Source organism: Streptomyces sp. NPDC048258 (assembly GCF_043201995.1).
In the GTDB taxonomy this organism is placed as follows: Bacteria; Actinomycetota; Actinomycetes; order Streptomycetales; family Streptomycetaceae; genus Streptomyces.
Map to the genome: position 1 here is coordinate 68,543 of NZ_JBICZH010000014.1, position 23,349 is coordinate 91,891.

General features: G+C 74.0%; 18 protein-coding genes. 4 read left to right on the plus strand and 14 right to left on the minus strand.

The features are described from left to right. Window positions 1-28: 28 nt before the first annotated feature. The 14 genes from ACGFYQ_RS28325 to ACGFYQ_RS28390 form a co-directional block, all read right to left on the minus strand. Window positions 29-1,132, minus strand: coding sequence for an acyltransferase family protein (locus ACGFYQ_RS28325; RefSeq protein WP_393748657.1), 1,104 nt, complete (start codon window positions 1,130-1,132; stop codon window positions 29-31). Window positions 1,133-1,168: 36 nt separating this feature from the next. Continuing rightward, a complete protein-coding gene (locus ACGFYQ_RS28330; protein WP_393748659.1) occupies window positions 1,169-2,170 on the minus strand; it encodes a class I SAM-dependent methyltransferase in 1,002 nt (333 codons plus the stop codon). Further along, window positions 2,164-2,841: a class I SAM-dependent methyltransferase gene (locus tag ACGFYQ_RS28335; protein WP_393748661.1), complete on the minus strand. Its 678-nt coding sequence runs from the start codon at window positions 2,839-2,841 to the stop codon at window positions 2,164-2,166. The genes ACGFYQ_RS28330 and ACGFYQ_RS28335 overlap by 7 nt, the downstream gene beginning before the upstream one ends. A 41-nt stretch (window positions 2,842-2,882) precedes the next feature. Next, on the minus strand, window positions 2,883-3,692 hold the full coding sequence (locus ACGFYQ_RS28340; protein ID WP_393748663.1) for a glycosyltransferase family 2 protein: 810 nt from the start codon (window positions 3,690-3,692) through the stop codon (window positions 2,883-2,885). Continuing rightward, window positions 3,689-4,795 (minus strand): hypothetical protein, encoded by a 1,107-nt coding sequence (locus ACGFYQ_RS28345; RefSeq protein WP_393748665.1) that lies wholly within the window; start codon window positions 4,793-4,795, stop codon window positions 3,689-3,691. The genes ACGFYQ_RS28340 and ACGFYQ_RS28345 overlap by 4 nt, the downstream gene beginning before the upstream one ends. A gap of 5 nt (window positions 4,796-4,800) precedes the next feature. Further along, complete coding sequence (locus ACGFYQ_RS28350) at window positions 4,801-6,318, minus strand: oligosaccharide flippase family protein (RefSeq protein ID WP_393748667.1); 1,518 nt, start codon at window positions 6,316-6,318, stop codon at window positions 4,801-4,803. Next, entirely contained in the window at window positions 6,315-7,238 is a 924-nt protein-coding gene (locus ACGFYQ_RS28355; protein ID WP_393748669.1) for a chain length determinant protein, read from the minus strand. Before ACGFYQ_RS28355 ends, ACGFYQ_RS28350 begins: the two co-directional genes overlap by 4 nt. A gap of 23 nt (window positions 7,239-7,261) precedes the next feature. Then, window positions 7,262-8,401 carry a non-hydrolyzing UDP-N-acetylglucosamine 2-epimerase gene (gene wecB / locus ACGFYQ_RS28360; RefSeq protein ID WP_393748671.1) on the minus strand — a complete coding sequence of 380 codons (1,140 nt, stop codon included), beginning with the start codon at window positions 8,399-8,401 and terminating at the stop codon, window positions 7,262-7,264. Window positions 8,402-8,404: 3 nt separating this feature from the next. Beyond that, window positions 8,405-9,661 (minus strand): nucleotide sugar dehydrogenase, encoded by a 1,257-nt coding sequence (locus ACGFYQ_RS28365; protein WP_393748673.1) that lies wholly within the window; start codon window positions 9,659-9,661, stop codon window positions 8,405-8,407. Further along, window positions 9,661-10,440: a WecB/TagA/CpsF family glycosyltransferase gene (locus tag ACGFYQ_RS28370; RefSeq protein ID WP_393748675.1), complete on the minus strand. Its 780-nt coding sequence runs from the start codon at window positions 10,438-10,440 to the stop codon at window positions 9,661-9,663. The genes ACGFYQ_RS28365 and ACGFYQ_RS28370 overlap by 1 nt, the downstream gene beginning before the upstream one ends. Next, window positions 10,437-11,606: a hypothetical protein gene (locus tag ACGFYQ_RS28375; protein ID WP_393748677.1), complete on the minus strand. Its 1,170-nt coding sequence runs from the start codon at window positions 11,604-11,606 to the stop codon at window positions 10,437-10,439. Before ACGFYQ_RS28375 ends, ACGFYQ_RS28370 begins: the two co-directional genes overlap by 4 nt. A 432-nt stretch (window positions 11,607-12,038) precedes the next feature. Further along, a complete protein-coding gene (locus ACGFYQ_RS28380) occupies window positions 12,039-12,638 on the minus strand; it encodes an acyltransferase (RefSeq protein ID WP_393748679.1) in 600 nt (199 codons plus the stop codon). A 164-nt stretch (window positions 12,639-12,802) separates the two neighbouring features. Further along, window positions 12,803-13,789, minus strand: a complete 987-nt coding sequence (locus tag ACGFYQ_RS28385) for an AIR synthase-related protein (RefSeq protein ID WP_393748681.1) — start codon at window positions 13,787-13,789, stop codon at window positions 12,803-12,805. A 98-nt stretch (window positions 13,790-13,887) separates the two neighbouring features. Further along, a complete protein-coding gene (locus tag ACGFYQ_RS28390) occupies window positions 13,888-15,324 on the minus strand; it encodes an MFS transporter (RefSeq protein ID WP_393748683.1) in 1,437 nt (478 codons plus the stop codon). A gap of 251 nt (window positions 15,325-15,575) precedes the next feature. Between ACGFYQ_RS28390 and ACGFYQ_RS28395 the strand changes: the two genes are divergently transcribed. The 4 genes from ACGFYQ_RS28395 to ACGFYQ_RS28410 all read left to right on the plus strand — a co-directional run bounded on the left by ACGFYQ_RS28395 (window position 15,576) and on the right by ACGFYQ_RS28410 (window position 23,194). Then, complete coding sequence (locus ACGFYQ_RS28395; RefSeq protein WP_393748685.1) at window positions 15,576-16,583, plus strand: AfsA-related hotdog domain-containing protein; 1,008 nt, start codon at window positions 15,576-15,578, stop codon at window positions 16,581-16,583. A 5-nt stretch (window positions 16,584-16,588) separates the two neighbouring features. After that, complete coding sequence (locus ACGFYQ_RS28400) at window positions 16,589-19,147, plus strand: BTAD domain-containing putative transcriptional regulator (protein WP_393748687.1); 2,559 nt, start codon at window positions 16,589-16,591, stop codon at window positions 19,145-19,147. A gap of 109 nt (window positions 19,148-19,256) precedes the next feature. Beyond that, window positions 19,257-21,479, plus strand: a complete 2,223-nt coding sequence (locus tag ACGFYQ_RS28405) for an ATP-binding protein (RefSeq protein WP_393748689.1) — start codon at window positions 19,257-19,259, stop codon at window positions 21,477-21,479. After that, complete coding sequence (locus ACGFYQ_RS28410; protein ID WP_393748691.1) at window positions 21,470-23,194, plus strand: AMP-binding protein; 1,725 nt, start codon at window positions 21,470-21,472, stop codon at window positions 23,192-23,194. Before ACGFYQ_RS28405 ends, ACGFYQ_RS28410 begins: the two co-directional genes overlap by 10 nt. Window positions 23,195-23,349: the final 155 nt, after the last annotated feature.

The window sequence follows — 23,349 nt, forward strand, 5'->3', positions numbered from 1 at the left end:
TGCGTTCCCCCGGACGGGGCCGACGGCGTCAGGGGCGCGTTTTCCGGCGTCCGAGTCGCCGCATCACGGGCACCTCGACGAACCGGTGCATGAGCCCCGCGAGCGCCACGGAGAGAACGAGCGCTCCGACGGTGAGCGTCCAGGCCTTCGCCGGGGCCGAACCCTGAGCGCCGAGCCCCCGCATGAGATCCACGATCACCGACTGGTGGATCAGGTAGAAGGCGAAGGAGACCTCTCCCAACCACACCGCGGACCGGCTCCGCCACACACTCGGCTTCCCCTCGACGTCGGCGACGGCCACGGCAGGGATGAGCAAGGCGAACGGGATCGCGGTGACGGCCGACGTTTCCGCGTCCGGCGGGAAGTACGGCGTCACGGCGTAGGCGACGACGAGGAGTACGACAACGGACCACACGGGAATCCGCGGCCAGCGCCCGCTCTTCACGACGAGCGCCATCAGGATCCCGAGCACGAACTCCAGCAAGCGGACCGGCGGGAAGATGTAGACGAACCAGTAGTGCCGCTCGGCGGGCAGCAGCGTCGCCATCACGGGCATCGCGAACACGGCCGCTACGCACGCCGTGGCGCTCGCCCACAGCCTCTCCGGGCGGATGCGCCTCAACACGGGCAGCAGCGCCGGGAACAGGGCGTAGAAGAACGCCTCACACGCGAGCGACCAACTGACCGAGTTCGCGCCGAAGTAGATGCGCGGGTCCGGCCACCAGGCCTGAACGAGCCCCAGGTTCGCCGCTCCGACGAGGAACGCGACGGCATGGCCGGTCGCATACAGCCCGACGAGGGAGATGACGAAGGCCATGACGTAGTTCGGGTAGATCTTCGCCGCTCGACGCCGCCAGAAGGCACGAGCCGTGTCTCCTTGCCGTGCCGACCACGTCAAAACGAAGCCGCTGAGGACGAAGAAGAACGAGACGCCCACAGCGCCGGCGCCCGCCATGCGAGCGAACGCGTGTTGCGTCGACGACGGAGCCAACAGCCCCGATATCGAGACGTGGAAGCAGAAGACGAGGAATGCGGCGGCGAACCGGAGCCCCGTCAGCGAGGGGAGCCTCGATCCGTCGCCCTGCGTGCCCGCCCGCCTGTCCGATCCGTCGGTGACCTCAACTGCACTCATGAACCCCCCTAAGAGCCCGGAGCGACCCGAGCCGACTCACCCGGCACTGGAATACTGGCTCGCGCTCCGCGGTCGGCACACCATGGCGATGAAGTCGTGCCCCACCTCCGGTAGGGCCGCGTCCTCCGCGGCGAAGCACTGCTCCAGCAGCTCCAGCGTCTCCGGGGCCTGGTCACGGAAGTTGTGCGCGATCCCGGAGAGCGCGATGTGCAGCACGGTGCCCCCGTAGGGCCGTTCCTCGACGACCTCGAAGTGGCGCCGCAGGCCCGGCAGCAGCGCCGCCGCGTCCACCGCCTCCGAGGGGTCGTCCAACACCATCGACAGCCTGCTGGGCCGCACGACGCGGCGCTTGATCCGGCCGTCGGCCAGCCGCCGCCGCTCCTCGGGGAGCCGGGCCAGCAGCGCGTTCGCCGCGTCCAGCTGGCCGTCGGTCCACTGGAACCGGGTGGGGCCGACGAACTCGTCGACCACGAACGTCCCGCCGGGCTCGATCAGCCGGGACAGCCGCGGCAGGGTCTCGTCGAGGTGGTCGAAGTGGTGCAGGGACTGGAGGCCCAGCAGTACGTCGAAGCGTTCCCTCTCGGCGGCCATGCGGTTGACGTCGGTGACCCGGAAGCGCAGGACGTCGGCGAGGCCCTCCTCGGCGGCGGCGCGGGTGGCGAAGTCGATCCGCTGCTGGGCCACGTCCACGCCCTCCAGGAGACCGAAGGCGCCGGTCTTCGCCCAGAGCAGTTCGTTCCCGCCGGTGCCGCACCCCAGCGACAGGCCGCGCAGATCGGTGCGCGGCGCGAAGTGCTTGGCGGCCACGTACTCGGGAAAGGAGGTGTCCGCGTCGCCGGTCATCAGCAGGTTCCACCGTTTGATGACCGCGGGTATCGCCCACCACTCGGTCAGCGACGGGTCGACCTGGGACCAGTGCTGGACCACCCGCGCGCCGCCGCGCACCCGCAGCTTGGCCAGCACCGGGTCCAGGTCCAGCTTCCGCACCTTGCGCAGGAGCCGGTCCGCATCGTGCCGGTTGATCAGGTTGTTCAGCATGCGCGCTCCGTTCGTACGGCCGTCAGGGACTTGGTGACACCGAGCACCCGCTCGCCGAGGAGCACCGATCCGGGGAACAGGTAGCGCATCTCGGCACGGGTCAGGAGCTCGATGTTGATCACGGCGTTCATCGCCGACTCCGGGCTGTCGGGACGGCTGTGGACGAGCGGCCAGTGCCGTACCAGACGTGTCCTGGCGGCCAGTGGCAGGAACTGGAAGCCGGGTGCCACGAAGTGCGGCTCGACCGGGAAGTAGCGGTACGGCGTCTGGATCCAGTGCCGCGGCGCCAGTGACTCGACGGCGGCGACGAACCGCCGGCGCTGGCTGTGGCCGCCCACGTGCTCGATGGTCGAGTTGGAGAACACCAGGTCGTAGCCACCCTGGCTGCTCAGTTCCGCGGCGACCGCCGGGTCGGTGACGTCGGCGACCTCCGCGGTGATCCAGTCGGGGAGTTCGGCGGGGTGCTCCTCCAGATTGATCAGGTGGACGTGCTTGGCGCGCACCGGTGCGCGCAGCCACATCTCGGCCGTGCCGCCCAGGTCCACGACGCTCATGCTCTCGATGCCGGGGAAGCAGCGCTGGAAACGCTCCCAGCGGGCGATGCGCAGTCGTTCGCCCAGTGAGCCGGGTGCGTCGACGAACTTGTTTCGGAGGGCCCGGGATCGGGGCATCGGATCAACCACCTGTGGTCGGAACGGAAAGGGAGCGAGCCTCAACTGGGCTGTCTCCACTGCGTGTAGAAGCTGGCCGGGTTCATCAGGTATCGGACCGTGGGGTGCGGCACATGGAGCAGCCGGTGCCGGCGGCCGTACCGGCGGATCAGCTCCCAGTCCTCGCGGGGCAGCACCTCCGGTGTCCGGCGCAGACGGCTGAAATGCAGGGAGCGGTTGCGGCGGGCGACGAAGGCGTTGGTGTCCAGGAAGGCCTCGCGGGCGGCGCGGCGCCGGTCGTAGGGCACCGACAGGACGTCGCTCTCGCTGCCGTCCGGGAGGACCCGGCGCAGCGCCGTGTAGACGCCGTCGGGTCCGCCGGGTGGCTCCAGGACCGCCAACGCCCGTTCCAGATGCTCGGGTTCCCACAGGTTGTCATCGTCGAGGAACGCCACGTACCGCGAGCGGGTGAGGCGGATGCCCACGTTGCGCACGACGCCCGCCACGCCGGTGTTGTGCGCCAGCGAGACGGCGAACAGCCGTGGGTCGTCGGGAAGTCCGGGCAGTCCCGCCCCGTCGTCCACCACGATCACGACCTGGTCGCGGACGGTCTGGGCGAGGGCCGAGCGCACCGCGGCGCGCAGCTCTTCGGGGCGCCGGTGGGTGGCGATCACCGTGGCGACCAGCGCCGAGGGCGGCGAGGGCAGGTCGGCGGCCAGCCGTCGGGTCTCGGCGTCCTCGATCCGGCGCAGCCGCACCGCTGTGGGGGCCAGCAGGATCTTGTTCCTGGTCTCGAAGAGCACCAGCCAGCCGAACACCGCCTTGAGCAGGTTCCAGGGCGCCCGCGCGACACGGCGCGCGAGGCCGCTCACGGGGCCGGCTCCGGCTGGATCGGGCGCCCGTCGGACATCCGGTTGTTCCGCCACTCGTTTCCGGCGCCGCTGTGGTTCCAGTGGGCGACCACGCCGTATCCGCCGGCGGCGGGGTGGAACTGCGTGGAGAAGACGTTGTCGGTGACCTTGATCCCGGTGGCGCCGGTGCTGCCGCCGTAGAGGGCGTAGGCGCCGCCGGCGATCCAGTTGTTGTCGACGGTGACGTTGCGGACCACCCCGGTGTCCGCGAACAGGCCGATGCTTCCCGAGGCGCCCTGCGCGAGGCTGCTCGGGTTCAGCAGGGTGTTGTGGCGGATGATCAGTTCCCCGGTGTTGCCGCCGCCGCTGATCACCGCGTTGGTGTGCTGCCATTCGCCGCCCAGGTTGACGAACGGGACGAGGTCGTGCACGTAGTTGTCGTGCAGATTGCCCTGTCCCATGGCCAGGGCGTCGCCGAAGACCGAGACGTCGCACCAGCCGACCTCGACCGAGCTGGTCCCCATGTTCGACACCGCGTAGTCCACGCCGCCGTTGTCCGGCCCCTTGCCGGGCACCGCCGTGATGGTGGAGTGCAGGACCCGCAGGCCGCTGTAGCCGGGGCGCAGGTTGATGCCCCACCAGTTGTCTGAGGTGATCTTGCTGTCGATGACGGTGACGTCGTTCGCGTAGATGTCGAGCGAGCCGGTGATGTCCCACCCCCGGATGACGAGCCCGTTCTCACGGACGGCCATGTACCCGGTCTCGTGGGGCGTGAGGGGGATCCGCGGACCGGTGGTGCCGGCGTCGGGGAAGCCGCAGGCGCCGGGTGAGGCGCAGGCGGTCTTGGCCCCGGGTGTGCCGGACGCGGTGTCGGCGCCCGCCGTCGCGGTGGGCTTCCCCGTCGGGGACGGCGGGGCGGCGGGGCTGCCCGTCGCCTGGCCGGCCGTGGTCGGCGGACCGGCGCTCGGTAACGCCGGAGACCCGCTGGCGGGGCAGGTCGCCGCGTCGTCCGGGCAGTGCGGCGGCGCGGACCGCTCCGGTCCCGAGCAGGCCACGCCCAGGACCGCCAGTAAGGCTGCGAGCAGCAGTCCCGCGAGCGAGTTCCGGCTGATGCGCCGTGACATCGGGCTCACCTCATGTCCTGTCGGGTAGGCCGAACCGATGTGGACGACCGGTGCCGGCCGCGGTGGGGCCGGTCGCCGCGGCCGACGCCGCGCAGGAAGTCGCGGCTGGGCAGTACGCACAGCGTGTAGCCGGCCAGGGCGATCGTGCTGAGGGCGAGGAGTGCGAGCGGGCCGTCGCCCAGCCGGGGCTGCAGGCCGAGGATGATCGCGGCCATCACGGCCCCGCCGAGGAAGGGCCACGCGCAGGCCCTGGCGATCGAGCCGACACCGATGCCTCCACGGCTGAGGGCGAACAGGAAGACGGGCACGACCATGCCGCCGGCGACCAGGACATGGGCCTGTGAGGCTCCGACGATGCCGTTCAGGCGGGCGCCGACGAGGAGCACCGGGATCAGGGCTGCCAGCCACAGGCCCTGCACCAGGAAGAGCGACCGGCGCTGTCCGATCGCGACCAGGCAGTCGTAGGCGAGTTCGCTGCCGATGCGGATCAGGCCGAGGGCCATCAGCCAGGGCAGTGCCGCGGCGGCGGGAGCCCACTGGCTCCCGTAGATCAGCTGGATGGCCGGCCCCGCGAGGCCGGCCAGCAGGACGCACAGCGGGACGGTGGCGGTGATCACTACGCCCAGGGCACGGCTGAAGCCCTGGGCGAGCGCCTGTGGTGAGTCGGCCAGGCGGGAGAAGCCGGCGAAGGAGACCCGGCGGGCGGCCTCGGAGATGATCCGCACGGGCCAGCCGGAGATGTTGAAGGCGAGCACGTAGAAGCCCAGGGCCACATTGCCCAGCGTCGCGCCCACCACCATGGTGTCGACGTTGACCACCGCGAGGGCCAGCATGCTCGCCCCTGCCAGCGGAAGCCCGAACCTGAGCAGCGCCCGGGCCTGTTCGGGGTCCCAGCCGAATTTCAGGGTGCCCGGTGCCGCCAGCCGGCAGCCGATCAGCGTCACGACGTTCCCCGCCACGGCTCCCCAGGCGAAGCTCATCGCGCCCCAGCCCTCGAAGGCCAGCAGCAGCGTCACCGAGGTGCTGAGCACGAAGTTGAGCCCGTCGATGGCCATCCGCTTGCCCTGGGCGAACTCACGGGTGAGGAAGCCGCCGGGCACCTGCGCCACCCCGTCGATCACCACGCACAGGCACATCACCCGCAGGACTCCCGCGGCGTCCGGCGAGCCGAGCAGACCCGCCACCGTCGGTGCCGCCGCGAACAGCGCCACGTACAGCAGGCCGCTGGAGAGGGCGCTGAGGGTCAGTACGGTCGGCGCGAACCGCCGTGCGTCCCCCTCCCAGCGCACGATGGCCAGACCCACGCCCAGCTCGTTCGCGGAGAGCAGGACCAGCAGCACGGTCTGGGCGATGCCGTACACGCCCCATTCCGCGGGGCCCAGGGCGAAGCGGGCCAGCACGATGCCGGTCGCGAAGTTGCCCAGGCGCATGACGACGGTGTTGACCAGGCTCCACCGGGCCGCCGAGCGGACCTTCCGGCCGAGGGAGGGGGCATCGGGGAGCGGGGGCGTCGCCCGGCTCACCGGTCTCGCTGTCCGGTGCGGCGCGGGCGGCGTCCGCGGGCCGGCTCCTCGGCGGGCGGCTCGGCGGCGGACGGCACGGGCACGACGGGCTGTGCCGCCGTGGGCTCCGCGGCGGCCGGCTCGTCCTCGGCGGACCGGGACCAGCAGGGCGGCCGCCGGATGGCGAGGGTCTCCTCCACGACCGGCACGGCCGGTTCCGCGGTCGAGGCGAGGGGGGCGGTCGTCTCCTGAGGGGCGGCCGTCTCCTGGGGGGCGGTCGTCTCCTCCTCCGGCTCGGAGCCCTCGGCCTCCGGCCCGCGCCCGGTCCTTGGCCCGGGCGTATGCGACCGCTTGCGCGCCTCCACGTAGAAGGCGGCGACGATGCTGAGGACCAGGCCCAGCACCCCGGCCATGACGAGGTACTGCAGCCTGGTCTTGGTCTCGGCAACCGGCTCCTGCGGCGGCACGATCGTCGCCATCCGGATCATGGCGTCGGGGGCGACGTTCTGCTTCGCCTGGAACTCGGTCAGCCGCTTCTCCGCGTAGGTGGTGAGCTTGCGGTCCGAGTCCAGGACGCGCTCCGGGTCGCTCCCGGTGACGATGAGCCATACGAACGGGCCCAGGGCGTTGTCGGCGATCTTCGCCTCGGGGGTTCCGGTGACGCCCAGCGCCTTGAGGTCTGCCAGCGAGGCGTCGGAGTTGAGGTTGCGGGCGAGCCCGTCGGCCATGCCGGTGAGGGAGGTCTGCGTGCTCAGGAAGGGGTTGCCGTCGTAGGCCACGGTTGCCTTCTGCGAGTTGAGCAGGGTCACGGTGCTCTGCGACCGGTACGTCACCGGCACCACCAGGTGGACGCCGACGACGATCGCCGCGGTGAGCAGCAGTCCGGGCAGCAGCACGTACCAGCGCCTGCGCATGACCCGCCCGATTTCGGCGAGATCCATGGTCTTCCCCCTCGAATGTACGGTTACTGCGGTGCGGTGCCGGCCCCGGTCGGGACGAGGTCGGTGGGCCTGGGCCGGGTGTCCGCGGAACCGCCGGACAGCAGCACCTCGGCGATGCGCTCGCTCGCGCGGCCGTCCCAGAGCTCGGGGCACCGGGGGGCGGGCGGATCGTCGAGCACCCGGTTCACGGTGGCCACGATGCGCTCCGGATCCGTGCCCGCCAGTACGTTGGTGCCCTCGGACACGGTGATGGGCCGCTCGGTGTTCTCCCGCAGGGTCACGCAGGGCACGCCCAGCGCGGTGGTCTCCTCCTGGATGCCCCCGGAGTCGGTGAGCACCACGCGGGCGGCGTCCTGCAGGGCGATGAAGTCGAGGTATCCGGCGGCCGGCACCAGCCGGATGCCGCCGGGCACGCCCAGTTCGGCCAGCCGCTCCGCGGCCCGCGGGTGCACGGGCAGCAGCAGCGGGCAGCGGCCGGCGATCTCGCCCAGGGCCTTCAGCAGGCCGCCGAGGGCCGCGGGGTCGTCCACATTGGCCGGCCGGTGCAGGGTGACCAGGCCGTATCCGCCCCGGGTCAGCCCGTACCGGTCCAGGACGTCCGACTCCCTGGCGCGGTCCAGGTTGGCGAGGAGGGTGTCGATCATGACGTTTCCGACGACGTGGATCTGGTCGTCCCGGTAGCCCTCCGTCCGCAGGTTCGCGGCGGCGTCGGGCGAGGGGGCCAGCAGGTAGTCGCTGACCCGGTCGGTGGCGACGCGGTTGACCTCCTCCGGCATGCTCCAGTCGCGGCTGCGCAGGCCCGCCTCCACGTGGGCCAGCAGCGGGCCGGCCTTCGCGGTCACCAGGGCGCAGGCCAGGGTGGAGTTGATGTCGCCGACCACGACCACCGCGTCCGGTGCCACCTCGTCGAGCAGCGGCTCGAAGGCGGCCATCACCCGCCCGGTCTGCTGGGCGTGGGTGCCGGAACCGGCGCCCAGGTACCGGTCGGGGGTGCGGATGCCCAGATCGCGGAAGAACACGTCGTTCATGGACTCGTCGTAGTGCTGGCCGGTGTGGACGAGGACCACCTCGGCGCCGCGGCGCTCCAGTGCGTCCATCACCGGTTTGATCTTCATGTAGTTGGGCCGCGCTCCGGCGACGCACACGATCTTCGTCACGGTCATGGCTCAGAGCACCTCCACCGTCGGTCCGGACACCCGGTTGCGGCAGTCGAGGACGAAGGAGGCGTGCTCGGTGATCATCCCGTAGTCGAAGGAGTCGTGGTCGGTGAGCAGGACGACCACGTCGGCCGCCGCCAGTTCCTTGCGGGTCGGCTCGACCCGGACGAGGCGGGCGTCGACCTTGATGCTCTCCACCACGTGGGGGTCGGCCGCGCGCACCTTGGCCCCCATGTCGAGGAGCAGTTGCGAGATCCGCACGGCGGGCGACTCACGGGCGTCGCCGGTGTTCTTCTTGTACGCCAGCCCGAGCAGCAGGACCCGGGAGCCGTTGACCGAGCGGCGCTTGGCGTTGAGCGCGTCGATGACGCGGCGCGTCACGTACTCGGGCATGTGGCTGTTGATGTCGTTGGCCAGCTCGACGAAGCGGAAGCTCTGGCCGAGTTCGCGCTGTACCCGCCAGGACAGGTACGAGGGGTCGATCGGCAGGCAGTGGCCGCCGACGCCGGGGCCCGGGGTGAACTTCATGAAGCCGAAGGGCTTGCTCGACGCCGCTTCGATGGCCTGCCACACGTCGATGTCGAGGTGGCGGGCGAACATCGCTATCTCGTTGACCAGTGCGATGTTCACGTGCCGGAAGGTGTTCTCCAGCAGTTTGGCCAGCTCGGCCTCCTTGGGCGAGCGCACGGGCACCGTGGTGTCGACGAGGTCCCCGTAGAAGGCCTCGACGGCCTTCAGCGAGGCGGCGTCGACGCCGGAGACGACCTTGGGCGTCTGCTGGAAGCCCCAGACGGCGTTCCCCGGGTCGATGCGCTCCGGGCTGTAGCCCAGGTGGAAGTCGACTCCCGCGGTGAGCCCCGAGCCGTCCTCCAGGATCGGCGCGAACAGCTCCTCGGTGGTGCCCGGATAGGTGGTGGACTCCAGGACGACCGTCGCGCCCGGGCGCAGGTACCGGGCGAGCGTGTGCGCCGACTCCTCGATGTAGCGGAGGTCGGGAGCACCCTCTTGTAACGGGGTCGGGACGGTGACGACGGCGACGTCGAAGCCGCCGCAGTCCCGGGCGAGTTCGGTGGGCCGGTAGGTGCCGAGCTCCAGTGCCCGGTTCAGCCGTTCCGAGGAGACGTCCTCCACGTACGACTCACCGGCGGCGAGGCTCTTGACCCGCCGCGCGTCCACGTCGTACCCGACCACCTGGTGTCCGACCTCGGCGGCCCGGACGGCCAGGGGCAGGCCGACGTATCCCTGTCCCACGACGACGACGCGCATCAGTGACTCCTGTTCGCGGAACGGGCGGCTGACGGGGTGCGGTGGATGAGTTCCCGGACCGTCATGAGGAGGAAGGCAGCGTTGGTGGTGAGGTAGCGCTTGCCGAGGCGGCGCGGCTCCTGGAGGGTGCGGTAGAACCATTCGAGTCCCATCCGCTGCCAGACCAGCGGGGCGCGCTTGGTGATGCCGGCGAGGATGTCGAAGGAGCCGCCGACGCCGTGTACGGCGTGGGCGCCGGTGCGCTTGCCGTAGCCGGCGGTGAAGATCTCCTTCTTGGGCGAGGTCATGCCGAGGAACAGCAGCTGGGCGCGGCTGTCCGCGATGGCGTCGGCGATCGTCTCCTGGTCGGAGTCCTCGAAGTAGCCGTTGCGGCTGCCGGCCACCCGCAGCTTCGGGAAGCGCTCGGAGATCCGGCGGAGCATGAGTTCCAGGACGCGCTGTTCGGCGCCGAGCAGGTAGACGGGGATGTCCGCGGTCTCGGCCGCGGCGAGCAGGCGCATGAACAGGTCGATGCCCGCGACCCGTTCCGGCAGCCGGACGCCGAGGAGGCGGCCGGCCCAGACGACCGCCTGGCCGTCGGCCAGGACGAGGTCGCAGCCCGCGACCGCCTCGGCGAGACGGGGGTCGCGCCGCATGTTGACGAGCTTCGCGGCGTTGACCATGCCGATCTCGATCTGTTCGCCGCGCCGTACCGCCTCGAGGCAGCGCTGTACGGTCTCGTCCATGGTCAGGGCGTCGAACGAGATCCCGAAGAGGGACGGTCTGTGTGTCTGCGTCATCTCGGCAGCCCTCCGAGCCAGGCGAACAGCATCCAGCCGAACTCGTACGGGCGGCACTCGCGGTCCACCGAGGCCGGGCGGAAGAGCGTGTCCAGCGGGGCGAGCCGGGCGCGCGGCGCGACCCGGGTGGTGAGTCCGCGGGCGGCGCGGACGGCCTTCTTCGGGTCGCCGCGGTAGACCTTGCGCCAGGTGACGTCGAAGTCTTCGCGGATCATGGGCTCGCGCGGGGTTCCGGTGGGCCCGGCGAGCTCGGGCACCTCGGTCATCCAGCGCAGGCCACGGCGGATCTCCGCGCCGAAGTCGGTGCCGCCCGCGTCGGCCAGGTCGAACAGGGCGGTCGGGGCCATGGCGTGCTGGTGGACGCTGTAGACGGGGTAGCCCTCGACGACGGTGCCGTGGCGGGCGTCGTAGTGCCACCACCACTGTCCGCCGTCCCCTTGCAGAGCGCAGATGCGGGCGGCGCACGCGTCGGCGGCCGCGAGGGCCTCGGGGTCGTCGCCGCTCGCGTGCAGCCGGGCCAGCGCCTGGAGCGGATAGGTCTGGTCGGCGAAGCAGGCCACGTGGGAGCGGTATCCGGGCACCAGCCCCGGCCCGGTGGCGTGCGGGAAGAGCGGGCTGTCGGCGGCCTTGGCCGCCAGCAGCCGGTCGCGGGCGGCCGCGAGGCGGTCCTCCACGTCCACCGCGGCGCGGGCCGCCACGAGGGCGGAGAGCACCCAGGCGGCCTCCACGGTGTACTGCGGCTGCCCTGGTACGTCGAGCGCGGCGACCCGTTCGAGGGCGTCGGACTGCTTGGGGTGGCCGGTCTCGGCGGCGGCCCAGGCGATGAGCGCCGCGTCACCGAGGTTCGCCACCCCGGGCAGCCGTTCCACCAGCAGCCCCGCGAACTGCTCGGCGGTGCGCCCGCCGAACAGGGCGCGCTGCCGGTCCTCGGGCAGGAACCGCGCGCCCAGCGCGGTGATGGCCGCGTACCGGGTGCTGGTCCCGCGCCGCTCCAGGCGGCGGGTGCCGTCGGGTGCGGCCGTCCCCACCCGGGTGAACACGAAGGTCTCGGCGCCCGGCAGGTACATCGCGGGCAGTCCCGCCTCGGCCAGCGCCAGCAGCCGTTCGGCGAGGGAGTGCAGCGGCAGGTCCTCGCGGGCCAGTGCTCCTAATCGTGCGGCGGTCATCGGGTCCCCACCCCGACTCCCCGGGTGCTGCGCGCACCCCGTATGTCCGAGCTGTTCGGCTCCAACACACCTACCCCCTCTGATCGCTCCTCGGACGGACCTGGCGGTCGTCGCTCCGCGGAGGGGAATCGCGCATGACGGCGCACGTGCCGCCGGTGTCCTCCCACCGATGGCACGAACCGTCCGACGGCTGCGTCTGGACCCCCCAGCGATGCCGTCGGACCGGGGCAGCGCGTGAACGGCAGCGTCCGCGGGCGCGGTGGAACCGCGCCGCGCGGCGTACTGCCCGCGGTGCCCTCGTCGTGTACAACCCCCCACTGAACAAGGCCTGTTGCCTGCTCAGATCCCGTGTGCAGGGACACGGTATGCCTACGGTTGTTCGTTGTTTGTGGTTTTGAGGAAATGCCGATGCCCTAAATTGCCGACATTCCGTCAGATGCGTTCGACGAGCGTGCCGTCCTTCTCGTCGTGCAGCGCGCCGGTGCGCGGGCACTCCCATACGCCCGGCTCGTCCGCGCGCTCCACCAGCCGGACGCCGGCCCGGCCCACCCAGCCGATCCGGCGGGCGGGCACCCCCGCGACGAGCGCGAAGTCCGGTACGTCCCGGGACACCACCGCGCCGGCCGCGACCAGCGCCCAGCGCCCGACGCGCACCCCGGCCACGCACACCGAGCGGGCCCCCAGCGAGGCCCCCTCGGCCACGACGACCCCGGCGGCCTCCCAGTCGTCGCCGCGCTTCAGCCGGCCGTCGGGGTCGACCGCGCGCGGGTAGAAGTCATTGGTGAGCACCACCGCCGGGCCGATGAACACCCCGTCGCCGAGCTCGGCGGGCTCGTACACGAGCGCGTAGTTCTGCAGCTTGACGTTGTCCCCGATGCGCACGCCCGGTCCGACGTACGCCCCGCGCCCCACGATGCACCCGCGCCCGAGCCGGGCCTCCTCCCGTATCTGCGCCAGATCCCAGACTGTGGTCCCCTCACCGAGTTCGGCGGTCTCGTCGACCTGGGAGGTGGGTTGGATGCGGACACTCACGGGGCGGTCCCCTTACGGCTCGCGAGGCGTTCGGACGCGCATGCGTACGGACGTCCTTGCGTCCGTACGTGCGGGCCGAGCATATGCCGCCGCGGGGCTTGCCATACGTGGATCAACCGACTGTTCACGCAACGGACTTGGCCCTCGCGCGCGCTTCGGCCCGTTCACAGGAGGCGTTCGGGGACCGAGCCCGAGGGGACCGTGCGGATGTGCAGGCGGCCGTCCGGGGTGCGGTACTCGACCTCGCCCGGGGCGTCGGCGGTGACCGCGCCGACCACGGTCGCGTGGCGGCCGTAGGGGTGGGCGCGCAGCGCGGTCAGGACCTGGGGGGTGCGTTCCGGGGCGACGAACAGGCACAGGCACCCGGCGCAGGCCGCGTCCAGGGGGGCGAGGCCGCGGGCGCCGAGGGCGACGCGGGCCTCGTACCGTACGGGCAGGGCGGCCTCCTCGACCCGCAGGGTCAGGCCGCGGGCCGCGGCGCACTGGCGCAGGACCTCCGCGAGGCCGCCCGCGACCACCGTCCGGGCGTGGCGGATGTCGGGTCCCACCGTGCGCAGCAGGTCACCCAGGGGGGCGCAGTCGCTGGGTACGTGGTGCTCGTAGCCGAGCCCGTCGCGCAGCGAGACCAGGTGGGCGGCGTGGCTGCCCAGGCGGCCGGTCACCACGATGCGGTCGCCGGGGCGGACCGAGCCGAGGTCCAGGGGCGGGCCGCTGCGCACGCCGAACGCGGTGGCGGTGACGAACACCCGGTCGGCCTCGCCCGCGCGGACGACCTGGGTGTCGACCGCGGCGACGGCGACCCCGGCCTCGGCGGCCGCGGCGCGTACGGATGCGGTGAGCCTGCGCACCAGGTCCAGCGGCAGTCCGGCTTCCAGCACGATGCCGAGGGCGATGCGGCGGACTTCGGCTCCGGTGGAGGCCAGTTCGTTGACGGCTCCGCAGACGGCGACCCGGCCGATGTCCCCGTTGCCGAAGAAGGGCGGGTCGACGACATAGGTGCCGGACCGGACGACGACTGCGGCGTCGGGGACGGCGGCGTCCCGGCCGGGGTCGGGGGTGGCCGGGTCGGGGACGAGCGATTCCTCGATCAGGGCCCGCACCTCCGGCCCGAAACCGACCTGGCCTGTGTCCCACTCCTGTGTGTACGTCACGAAAGCATCCCCCGAAGCCCGCGAGTCATGATCGTCCCATCATCCTGCGCGGACGGTGCCCCGCATACCCGTGTCGTCGCACCACTGCTGATGAGGGGTCAGTAGGGGCGGTCCGGCCGGTCGCCGGCGCGCAGCAGGAGGACGGCCGCCGCCGTCGCCACGGCCGGGATCAGCGCGAAGCCGGCCAGCATGCCGAGTTCGGCGGTCGGGGTCTGCTCGGCGGCCCGGCCCGTGCCGGAGGAGACGTAGCCGCAGAGCTGGAGCACCACGCCGTAGAGGAAGGGGCCGAGCGCGACACCCAGACCCTCGCCGGTGCTGAACAGGCCGGACAGGATGCCCGCTCGGCGGCGTTCGGTACGTGCGGTGTCCTCGGCGATCCGCTCCGGCAGCATCGCGTACAGGAAGAGCAGCTGGCCCGCGTGGCCGGTGCCGGCCAACGCCATGGTGAGCAGTACGGCGCCCTCGGGCAGTGCCGGGGCGGCGAGGAAGAGCAGGCAGCCGGCGGCGAACAGGGCGGAGGCGACGGCGTAGCCGTGGCGGCCGGCGCGCAGCCGCGACCAGAGCGGCATGGTCAGCAGGTTGGGCGCGACGAACGCGGCGACGAGGGCGCCGACGCCGGAGGAGTCGCGCAGGACGTGCTCGGCGAAGTACGGCGCGCCCGCGAGCAGGACGCCCGTGGCGACGGACTGGACGACCACGCACCGCAGCAGCGCCATGAAGGCCGGGTTGCCGCGTGCGGCGGCGAACTGGCGGCGTAGGCTCGGCTCGCTCTCCAGGACGCGGGCGCCGGCGTGCGCACCGGCGTGGCCGCCCCGGCCCGCGCCGGACGTTCCGGACGTTCCGGATGTTCCGGCGAAGACCCAGAGCGCGCCGAGGGCGATGACCACCCCGCCGAACACCCCCATCCACCGGTGTCCGGCGAGCCCGCCGCCCCCGGCGTCGACGAGGGCGGGCCCGGCCGCGCCGGTGATCAGCGCGGCCACTCCGATGACGGCGACCCGCCCGCCGACCAGGCGCATGCGGTCCTGGTGCCGGTCGGTGAGCTCGGCGGGCATGGCGACGTACGGCACCAGGAAGAAGGCGAACGCGGTGGCGGTGAGCATGTATCCGGCCGCGGTGAGCCAGGCGCCGCCGGTGCCCGGCAGCAGGCCGGCGAAGGTCAGCGCGAAGGCCAGGGCCATCGCGAGCCCGCCGCACAGGACGTACGGGCGGCGCGGGCCCCAGCGGGTACGGGTGCGGTCGCTGGCCCGGCCGACCAGCGGGTTGAGGAAGGCGTCCCAGGCCTTGGGTACGAACACGATCGCGCCGGCCAGCGCGGCGCCCACCCCCAGGGTGTCCGTGAGGTACGGGAGCAGCAGGAGGCCGGGGAGGGTGGTGAACGTTCCCGTGACGAGCGATCCCGAGGCGTAGCCGAAGCGGAGCCGGGCGGACAGACCGGCCGTACCCGCCGGGCCGGCCGCCGCGGCCACCGGACCCACCGGACCCGCCGGTGCCGCCGGCCGCGCGGTGTCGGTGTCGCGACCTGTGGTGGCCATCGGGGGCTCCCTTCCGGGACCGGTCGAGCGGGCGGAGAGCAAGGCCCCGCCCAGGGGGTGGGGGACGTCCCGGGGGCGGGGCTCTCGTACGGCAGGGTCCGCCCTCCCCCTTGGACGTGGCTAAAGCCCCGGACACGGATCGGGGCGGTGCGGAACGGATGAGTTCCTGCCATGCACTTTCCTGCCAACGGCACCGGCTGGCTGCCCGCTCGACCACCGCTCCACCATGACGCGAGAGTTAGGAGAGGGACATGACAGTCGACAACAGCACGACCTCGCCCCCCGCCGTCCACGGACACGCGGGGGCCGCGGCGGCCCGGCACCTGATCCACCGTCCGCCCTCGCGGGCCCATTACGGTCTCGACGTCCCCAGCCTGGGCGAGGAGAACTTCACCCTCGTCGGCGCGACCCCCGTCGCGCACCCCCTCTTCAACGACGGTCCGGGCCACTTCCACGATCTGCAGATCGCGACCGAGACCATGCGCGAGATCGGCGAGTTCGTCGGCCACCGCTACTTCGGCGTGCCGGAAGACCGCCCCGGTCTCTTCTACCGCTTCACTCTCGACCTCACCGACCTCTCCGCCTGGCGTACGGACGGGGCGCCGGCCGGCCCCGTACCCATGGAGACCCACATCAGGGCCCGCCCGGCGAACGTGGTCGACGAGGTGCCGCGCGGACTCGACTTCCACCTGGAGGTGGTGATCGACGGCCGTCCGTGCGCGACGGGCGCCGCCGGCCTGGTCTTCCTCATGCCGAAGCTCTACCGCAGGCACCTGGAGCACTCCCGGCAGGCGCTGCGGGCCGCGCCCGAGCTCGACGACGCGCCGGACGGCCCGCTGCGGCCGGCCGACTCCGCCGAGACCGGCCGCTACGCCCCCGGGAACACCGTGATCAGCGAACCGACCGACGTGGCGCGCGGCCGGATAAGCACCTGGCTGCTCTCCCGGCGGATCAGCCCCGTGTTCGCGGGCGAGGACGGGCAGCTCTCCGGACTGCACCTGATGGAGGCACTGCGGCAGACCTCGCTGCTCGCCGCGGGCCGGGCGCACGGGCTGAACCCGGCGCGGAGCGCGATCGGCGCCTGCCAGGTGCACTTCCGCGGGCAGGCGGACCTCGATCTGCCGCTGCGCTGCGTGGCGGTGGCCGGGCCGCTGGGGCGCGACGGCGTGGGGCGGCCCTCCGTACCGGTCACGCTCACCCTGACGCAGCGCCGCCGCGCGGTGGCCGAGGCCCGCACCTCCGTGGTCCAGGACTACTGAGGACGATGCGTTTCGGGATTCTGGGCCCGCTGGAGGTCACGGGCGGCGACACGGGCGGCAGTACGGACGGCAGCACGGACAGCGGCCCGGTGGCATCGTACGCTCCGCAGGCCGCCAAACTGCGGGTCGTCCTCGGGACACTGCTGGTCCGCGCGAACGAGGTCGTGTCCTCGGAGAGCCTCATCGACGAGCTCTGGCCGGAGGCGCCGCCGCGTACCGCGACGACGACGCTCCAGGTCTACGTGTCGCACCTGCGCAAGACGCTCCGCAGCGCCGATCCGGCGAACGGCCGGGAGTCGCTGGTCACCCGGCGCCCGGGCTATCTGCTGCGCGTCGGCCCGGACGCGCTGGACACCATGGCGTTCGAGGACCTGTCCCGCCGCGGCCACCAGGCCCTGCGGGCCGCGGACTTCGGCGCTGCGGCGGACCTGCAGCGGCGGGCGCTCGCGCTGTGGCGGGGGCCGTTGCTGTCGGACACCCCGCACGGGCCGCTGCTGGACGGCGCCGCCGTGCGCCTGGGCGAGGCGCGCTCCACCGTGCTCGACGAGCGCATCCGGGCCGAGCTGCACCTCGGGCTGCACCGCGAGCTGGTGGCGGAGCTCCAGGAGCTGGTCGCCGAGCACCGGATGCACGAGGAGTTCCACGCCCATCTGATGGTGGCGCTGTACCGGTGCGGGCGGCAGGCGGAGGCACTGCGTGTGTTCGCGATGCTGCGGCGGACCCTGGTGGAGGAGCTCGGGATAGAGCCGGGCCCCGCGTCGCGGCAGCTCCAGCGGCGGATTCTGGAAGGGGATCCGGCGCTGTCGACGGCCGGAACCGGAACCAGGTCGGCTGCCGGGTCGGCCGTCAGGTCCGGTGCCGCGGCCGCCGCCCCGGCCGACGGTGCGGAAGGCTGGTCCCCGGCGCTCGGGGCACTGCCCCCCGCCGACCCCCACTTCACCGGCCGCACGGCCGAACTGGCGGAGCTGGAGCAGCTGTTGCGGTCCGCCCCCGCGGGTGGCTGCGTCGCCGTGACGGGCCTGCCGGGCACCGGCAAGACGGCGCTCGCGGTGGAGACCGCGCACCGCGTGGCGGACGCCTTTCCCGACGGGCAGGTCTTCCTGGACCTGCGCCGCGGCTCCGGGCCGCCGCCGACCGGGGCGGAGATCCTCGACCGGCTGGGACGCGCACCCCTGACGGGCCGCCGGGTGCTGCTGGTCCTGGACCACGTCACTTCCGAGACCCAGGTACGGCCCCTGCTGCCCCTCGCGCCGGGCTCCGCGCTGCTGCTCACCGCGGGCCGCGTGCCCGCCGGGCTCCCGGGGCTGCGCCCGGTGGTCCTCGGACCGTGGCGTCCCGAGGAGTCGCGGCGGCTCGCCGGGCTGTTCACCGAGCGGGGCCGCTCCGCTCCCGAACCCGGCGCGGTCGACGAGATCGCCGGGCTGTGCGGCGGGCTCCCCCTCGCCGTGCGGGCCGCCGCGGCCCGGCTCGCGGCCCGGCCGCACTGGACGCCCGCCACGCTGGCGGAACGGCTGCGGGACGAGGGCGGACGGCTCGACACGCTGCGGGCCGGCGATGTCGACGTCCGGGCCCGCCTGTTGGAGGCCTACGCGGCGGCCCCGGACGCCCAGCGGCGGGCGTTCCGCCTGCTGTCGCTGCTGCCGCCCGGCCGGTTCGGCGCCCGGCAGGCCGCCGCCGCGCTGGACCTGGCCGAGCCGCGGGCCGCGGCGGTCCTGGACGTGCTGGCCGACGAACGGCTGCTGGCGGTGGACCGGGACGGCTGCCACCTACCGGAGCTGCTGCGGCTGCTGGGGGTGGAGCGGCTGGCCCTGGAGGAGCCGCCCGAGGTGCGGCGCGCGGCGGCGGAGCGGGTGTGCCGGGCGTACGCGGCGGCCGCCGCGCAGCCGGGCCGGCCGGCGGACGCCGACGCGCGGGGGCTCGTACGGCTGGCGCGGACCGCGTACGAGGCGGGGCTGTGGGCGCTGGCGGTACGGCTGACGGACGCCACGGGCGGGTGGGTGGAGGAGGACGCCGAGGCGGCCTACACCCTGGCCCTGGACGCCGCCGTACGGTGCGCGGACCGGTCGGCGCAGGCCCGGATGGAGCGCGCGCTCGGCGACCTCGCCTGGCAGTACCGGCGTGCGGAACGGGCGCACGAGCTGTACGCGGGGGCGCTGGCGCACGCCCGGGAGGCGGGCGACCAGGAGGAGACGGCCCGCGCCCTGGTGGGCCTGGCCGAGCTGCGGCTGGACGCCGGTTCGGCGGCGGAGGCGGCCGCTCTGCTGGAGCCCGCCCTCGCCGCCCTGCCGGCGCCCGGCCGTACGCGCGGCCGCTACGAGGCGAGCCGCGCCCGGGCGCTGCTCGCGCTGGCCCAGGACGGGCCGGAGGCGGCGGAGACCGCCCGGGCCTGGTTCGGCGAGTGCCTGACGCTGGCGGGCGCCCTGCGCGACCAGCGGCTGGAGGTGTACGCGAGGCGTTCGCTGCGGGCCCTGTCCGCGACCGCCGGTGGCGGCGCCGCCGCGCGGCGGGCCGTGGAGATCCGTCCGGGGCTCTGGCGGATCCAGCCGGCCGGGGTGCGCTCGTGACCGGCACGACACCCCGGCACGGCACCCCGGCACGACACCCGGACCCGGCACCCGGACCCGACCCGGCCCCTGACCACTCGACCGCCCTCTACGCAACGTACGGAGAACCATGTCGGTAGCGCTCGGCCCGGTGACGGAGCTCGTCGGGCGGGAACTCGAAGCCGCCGCGCTGCGGGAGCGGCTGCGCGACCCCTCGGTCCGGCTGCTGACGGTGACCGGGCGGGCCGGTGTGGGCAAGACCCGGCTGGCCGCGGAGGCCGTACGGGAGCTCGGCGCGGAGTTCGCCCGGGTGGAGGTGGTCGACGCGGCGGCGCGGTGGGCCGCCGGGAACGAGCGGCTGTGCTCCTCGGGGCCCGAGGAGCACGGCCGGGTCCTCCTGCTGCTCGACGGCTGTGACCACGAGGCGCGCCCGGCCGCCGCCGCGGCCGTCGCGGCGCTCGCCGGTGATCCGCGCGTGGTGGTGCTGGCCACCGCCGTGGAGCCGCTCGGGGTGTACGGGGAACAGCTGCTGCCCTTGGCGCCGCTGCCCGTACCGGGACCCGCGGACGGCGCGGCCGACCCGCACGAGGTGCGGGAGGTGGCGTCGGTCGCGCTGTTCGTGCGCCGGGCCCGGGACGCCGACCCGGCCTTCGCGCTCACCCTGGAGAACGCGGCGGCCGTCGCCGAGATCTGCGCGCTGCTCGACGGCCTGCCGCTCGCCCTCGAGCTCGCCGCGCGCAGGGTGCGGCTCTTGCCTCCCCACCTGCTGGCGGCCCGGCTGCGCGGCCGTACGACCGTCCTGTCCGGCGGACCCGCGCACGCGCCCGAGCGGCACCGCTCGCTCGCGGCGCTCGCCGAGTGGAGCTGTCGCGGGCTGGACGCCTCGGTCCGCGCCCTGCTGGAGCGGCTCTCGGTGTACGAGCCCGGCTTCGGCCTGTCGGCGGCGGGGGTGTCGGCGGAAGCAGGCGTCGAGACCCTGCTGGACCGCGGTCTGCTGGCCGTGGTGGGTGAGGAGCAGGGGGAGCTGAGGCTGGCCGTGACCGAACCCGTACGGTCCCACTGCCGCGCGTCGCTCGCGGACTCGGGCCGCGACGGCGCGGTGCTGGACGCGCACGCGGAACGCTACCGGCAGCTGGTGACCACCTCGCTGCCCGTCCTGAACGGAACCGAACAGGAACGCCTGCTGCGGGAGTTGGCGGCCGAGGGTGCGAACGTGACGGCCGCCCTGCGACGGCTTCGCGAGCGCGGCGACGGTGAGGCGGCCGCCGCCCTGGTCCTCGGCTGCCGGCTCCCCTGGCTGACGCAGGGGCGGCTGCGGGAGGGCCTGGAGTGGTGCGACGGCGCGGCCGAGGCGGCGGGGCCGCCGCTGCCGGACACCGTACGGGCCCGGCTGGCCGACATGTCCGGGCTGTTCGCGCTCGCCCTGGGCGATCCGCAGGAGGCCGTGCACCGCCATCGGCGCGCGCTCGCGCTGGGCAAGGCCGTGGGCGACCGGCGGCAGAACGCGCTCGCCTCCGCCCACCTCGGTACGGCGCTGCTGAAGGCCGGTGATCCACCGGGGGCGCGGGCCGTGCTGGTGACCGCGCTGAACGCCCTGGAGTCCATGGGTGTCACGGGGGGCGCGGCCGGGGCGGCGGCCTCGCTCGCGGCCGTGCTGCGCGCCGACGGCGACCGGCGCAAGGCGCGGGAGCTGCTGGACCGGGCCGAGGAGGCGTTCCGGCGGATCCGGGACGGGCGGGGCCTGGCGGGCACGCTGCGGACCTCGGCGGCGCTGACACTGGAGGACGAGGAGCCGGGCCGGGCCGACCGGGCGCTGCGGGAAGCCCTGCGGCTGTACGGGGCGATCGGCGAGCGGACCGAACTGCCGGACCTGCTGGAGGAGTTCGCCCTGCTCCTGCTGCGCACGGCGCCCGTTCAGCGGCCGCGGACGGTGCGGCTGCTGGCGGCGGCCGACACCCTGCGGGCCGGGACGGGCGCCGAGGTTCCCGACGAGTGGCGTTCCGAGGCCGAGCGGGCGCGTACGGAGCTGAGCGCGCGGCTGGACTGGTCCGACTTCGCCACGGCGTGGGCGGAGGGGGTACGGATGAGCGCGCCCGCGGCGGTGGCGGAGGCCCTCTCGGCGCCCGCGGCCTCGCGCCGCCCGGCGTCGGGGGCGGTCGCCGAGGCGCAGTCGCTCACCCCGCGGCAGGTCCAGGTGGCGCTGTTGGTGTCGGAAGGACTGACCAATCGTCATATCGCCGCCAGGCTGGACATTTCGGAGTGGACCGTGGTCAACCACGTCCGCCAGGTGATGCGCCGGCTCGGGTGCACCTCGCGCGTGCAGGTCGCCGGGGCGGTGGGCCGATGGGCCTGACGGACTCCCCCTCGTACCCCGCGGCGGAGGGCCTCGGTGCCGTGCACGGCAGGCCCCTGGACCTCACCGCGCCGGCCCAGGTCGCGGCGCGGTTCCGGGCCGCCGGATGGTGGCGCCCGGAGACCTTCCTCGACGACCTGTACCGTACGGCCGCCGCCGCGCCCGAGCGCCCGGCGATCGTCTCGGAGCGGGCCCACCGGCCCGCCGACCGGCGCCGGGTCACCCTGACGTACGCCCAACTGGCGGTGTACGTCGACCGGTTCGCCGCCGCCCTGGTCTCGCTCGGGGTGGTCCCCGGGGACCCGGTCGCCTACCAGCTGCCGAGCTGGTGGGAGACCTCGGCGCTGACCCTCGCCTGCCTGCGGGCCGGGGCGGTCGCGGTGCCGGTGCTGCCGACCGTACGGGCCCACGGGCTGCACCGGATCCTGGAGAGCACCCGGGCCCGGGTCTGCGTGGTGCCCGACGTGTGGGAGGGTTACGCGCACGCCGAGGCCCTCGCGGACCTCGCCCCGCGCCTGCCGTGGCTGCGCCACCGGGTCGTCGTGGGGGACGCGGCGGCGACGGGGTCGGTCGACTTCGCGGCGTACTTCCGGAGCACCGCGCACGAGCGCACCGAGGCGGGCAGGCGGAGCGGGCCGCGCGGCGGGCAGGCGGACCGGCCCGCCCTGCTGATCAGCGTGATGGGCCTGCGGGACGCCTACACCTCGGTGCTGCACTCCCCCAACACGCTGTACGCCAACGTCGCCTCCCAGCACGAGGGCGACGGCCCGGGGCGGCGGCCCCGCGAGGTCTTCCTCAGCACGCTGCCGCTGACCTCGCTGGCCTCGCTGATCTACACCGTGTGCTGGCCGCTGGCGGTCGGCGGGACGGGGGTCTACCAGGACGTGTGGGATCCGGGCCGGTGCCTGGACCTGATGGCGGCGGCCGGGGTGGACCAGGTCTACGCGGAGCCCGCCTACTTCTCCGAGCTGCTCACCACGCAGCAGCGCCGCCCCCGGGACCTGGACCGGCTGCGGCTGGTGCTGTCCGGCGGGCGCACCAGCACCCCGACGCCGCTCGCCGCCGAACTCCGCGCGGTGTTCGGCGTACCGGTGCTCTCCGTGTGGGGGACCCCGGAGCTGGGCATGGGCGCGCTCACCGGGGACACCCCCGACGAGGGCGACGCCTTCCGCCCGCTGCGCGGGCTGGAGGTGTCCGCCGGGTACGGGACGCCGGCGCTCACGGTGCGCGGGCCGTCGGTCTGCCTGGCCACGTGGGGGCAGGGGGCCCCGGCGCCGGTGGCGACCTGGGAGCGGGCCGACGGCTGGCTCGACACGGGGGACCTGGCGGAGGCCGGCCCGCACGGCGGGATCCGGGTCCTGGCCAGGGCCGGGATGCGGACCGGCGCGATCTTCATGGTGCCGGTGGCCGAGGTGGAGGAGCAGTTGCTGGCCCACCCCCGGGTCCACGAGGCCGCGGTCGTCGCCTACACCGATCCCGAGCACGGGGAGCTGCCCTGCGCGGTCGTGGTCCCGACCGCGCAGGACCGGCCGCCCGGTCCGGCCGAGCTGCGCGAGCACCTCACCGCCCGGGGCGTCGCGGAGGCCTTCCTGCCCACGCGGCTGGAGATCGTCGGCGCACTGCCCCGCGACGACCTCGGCCGGATCCGCCGCGGCGCACTGCGCGGCTGGCTGACACGCCTGCGGCCCGGCGGGCCCCGACCGGCCCCGGACTGAGGCGCGGCCGCCGCCCGGGCCGGGGTCCGCCGCGCCGGAGACGTCCGCCGGACCGCAGGCGTCCGCCGGGCCCGAGGAGTCCGCTGGGCCCAAGGCTTCCGCCGGACCACAGGCGTCCGCCAGGCCCAAGGCATCCGCCAGACCACAGGAGTCCG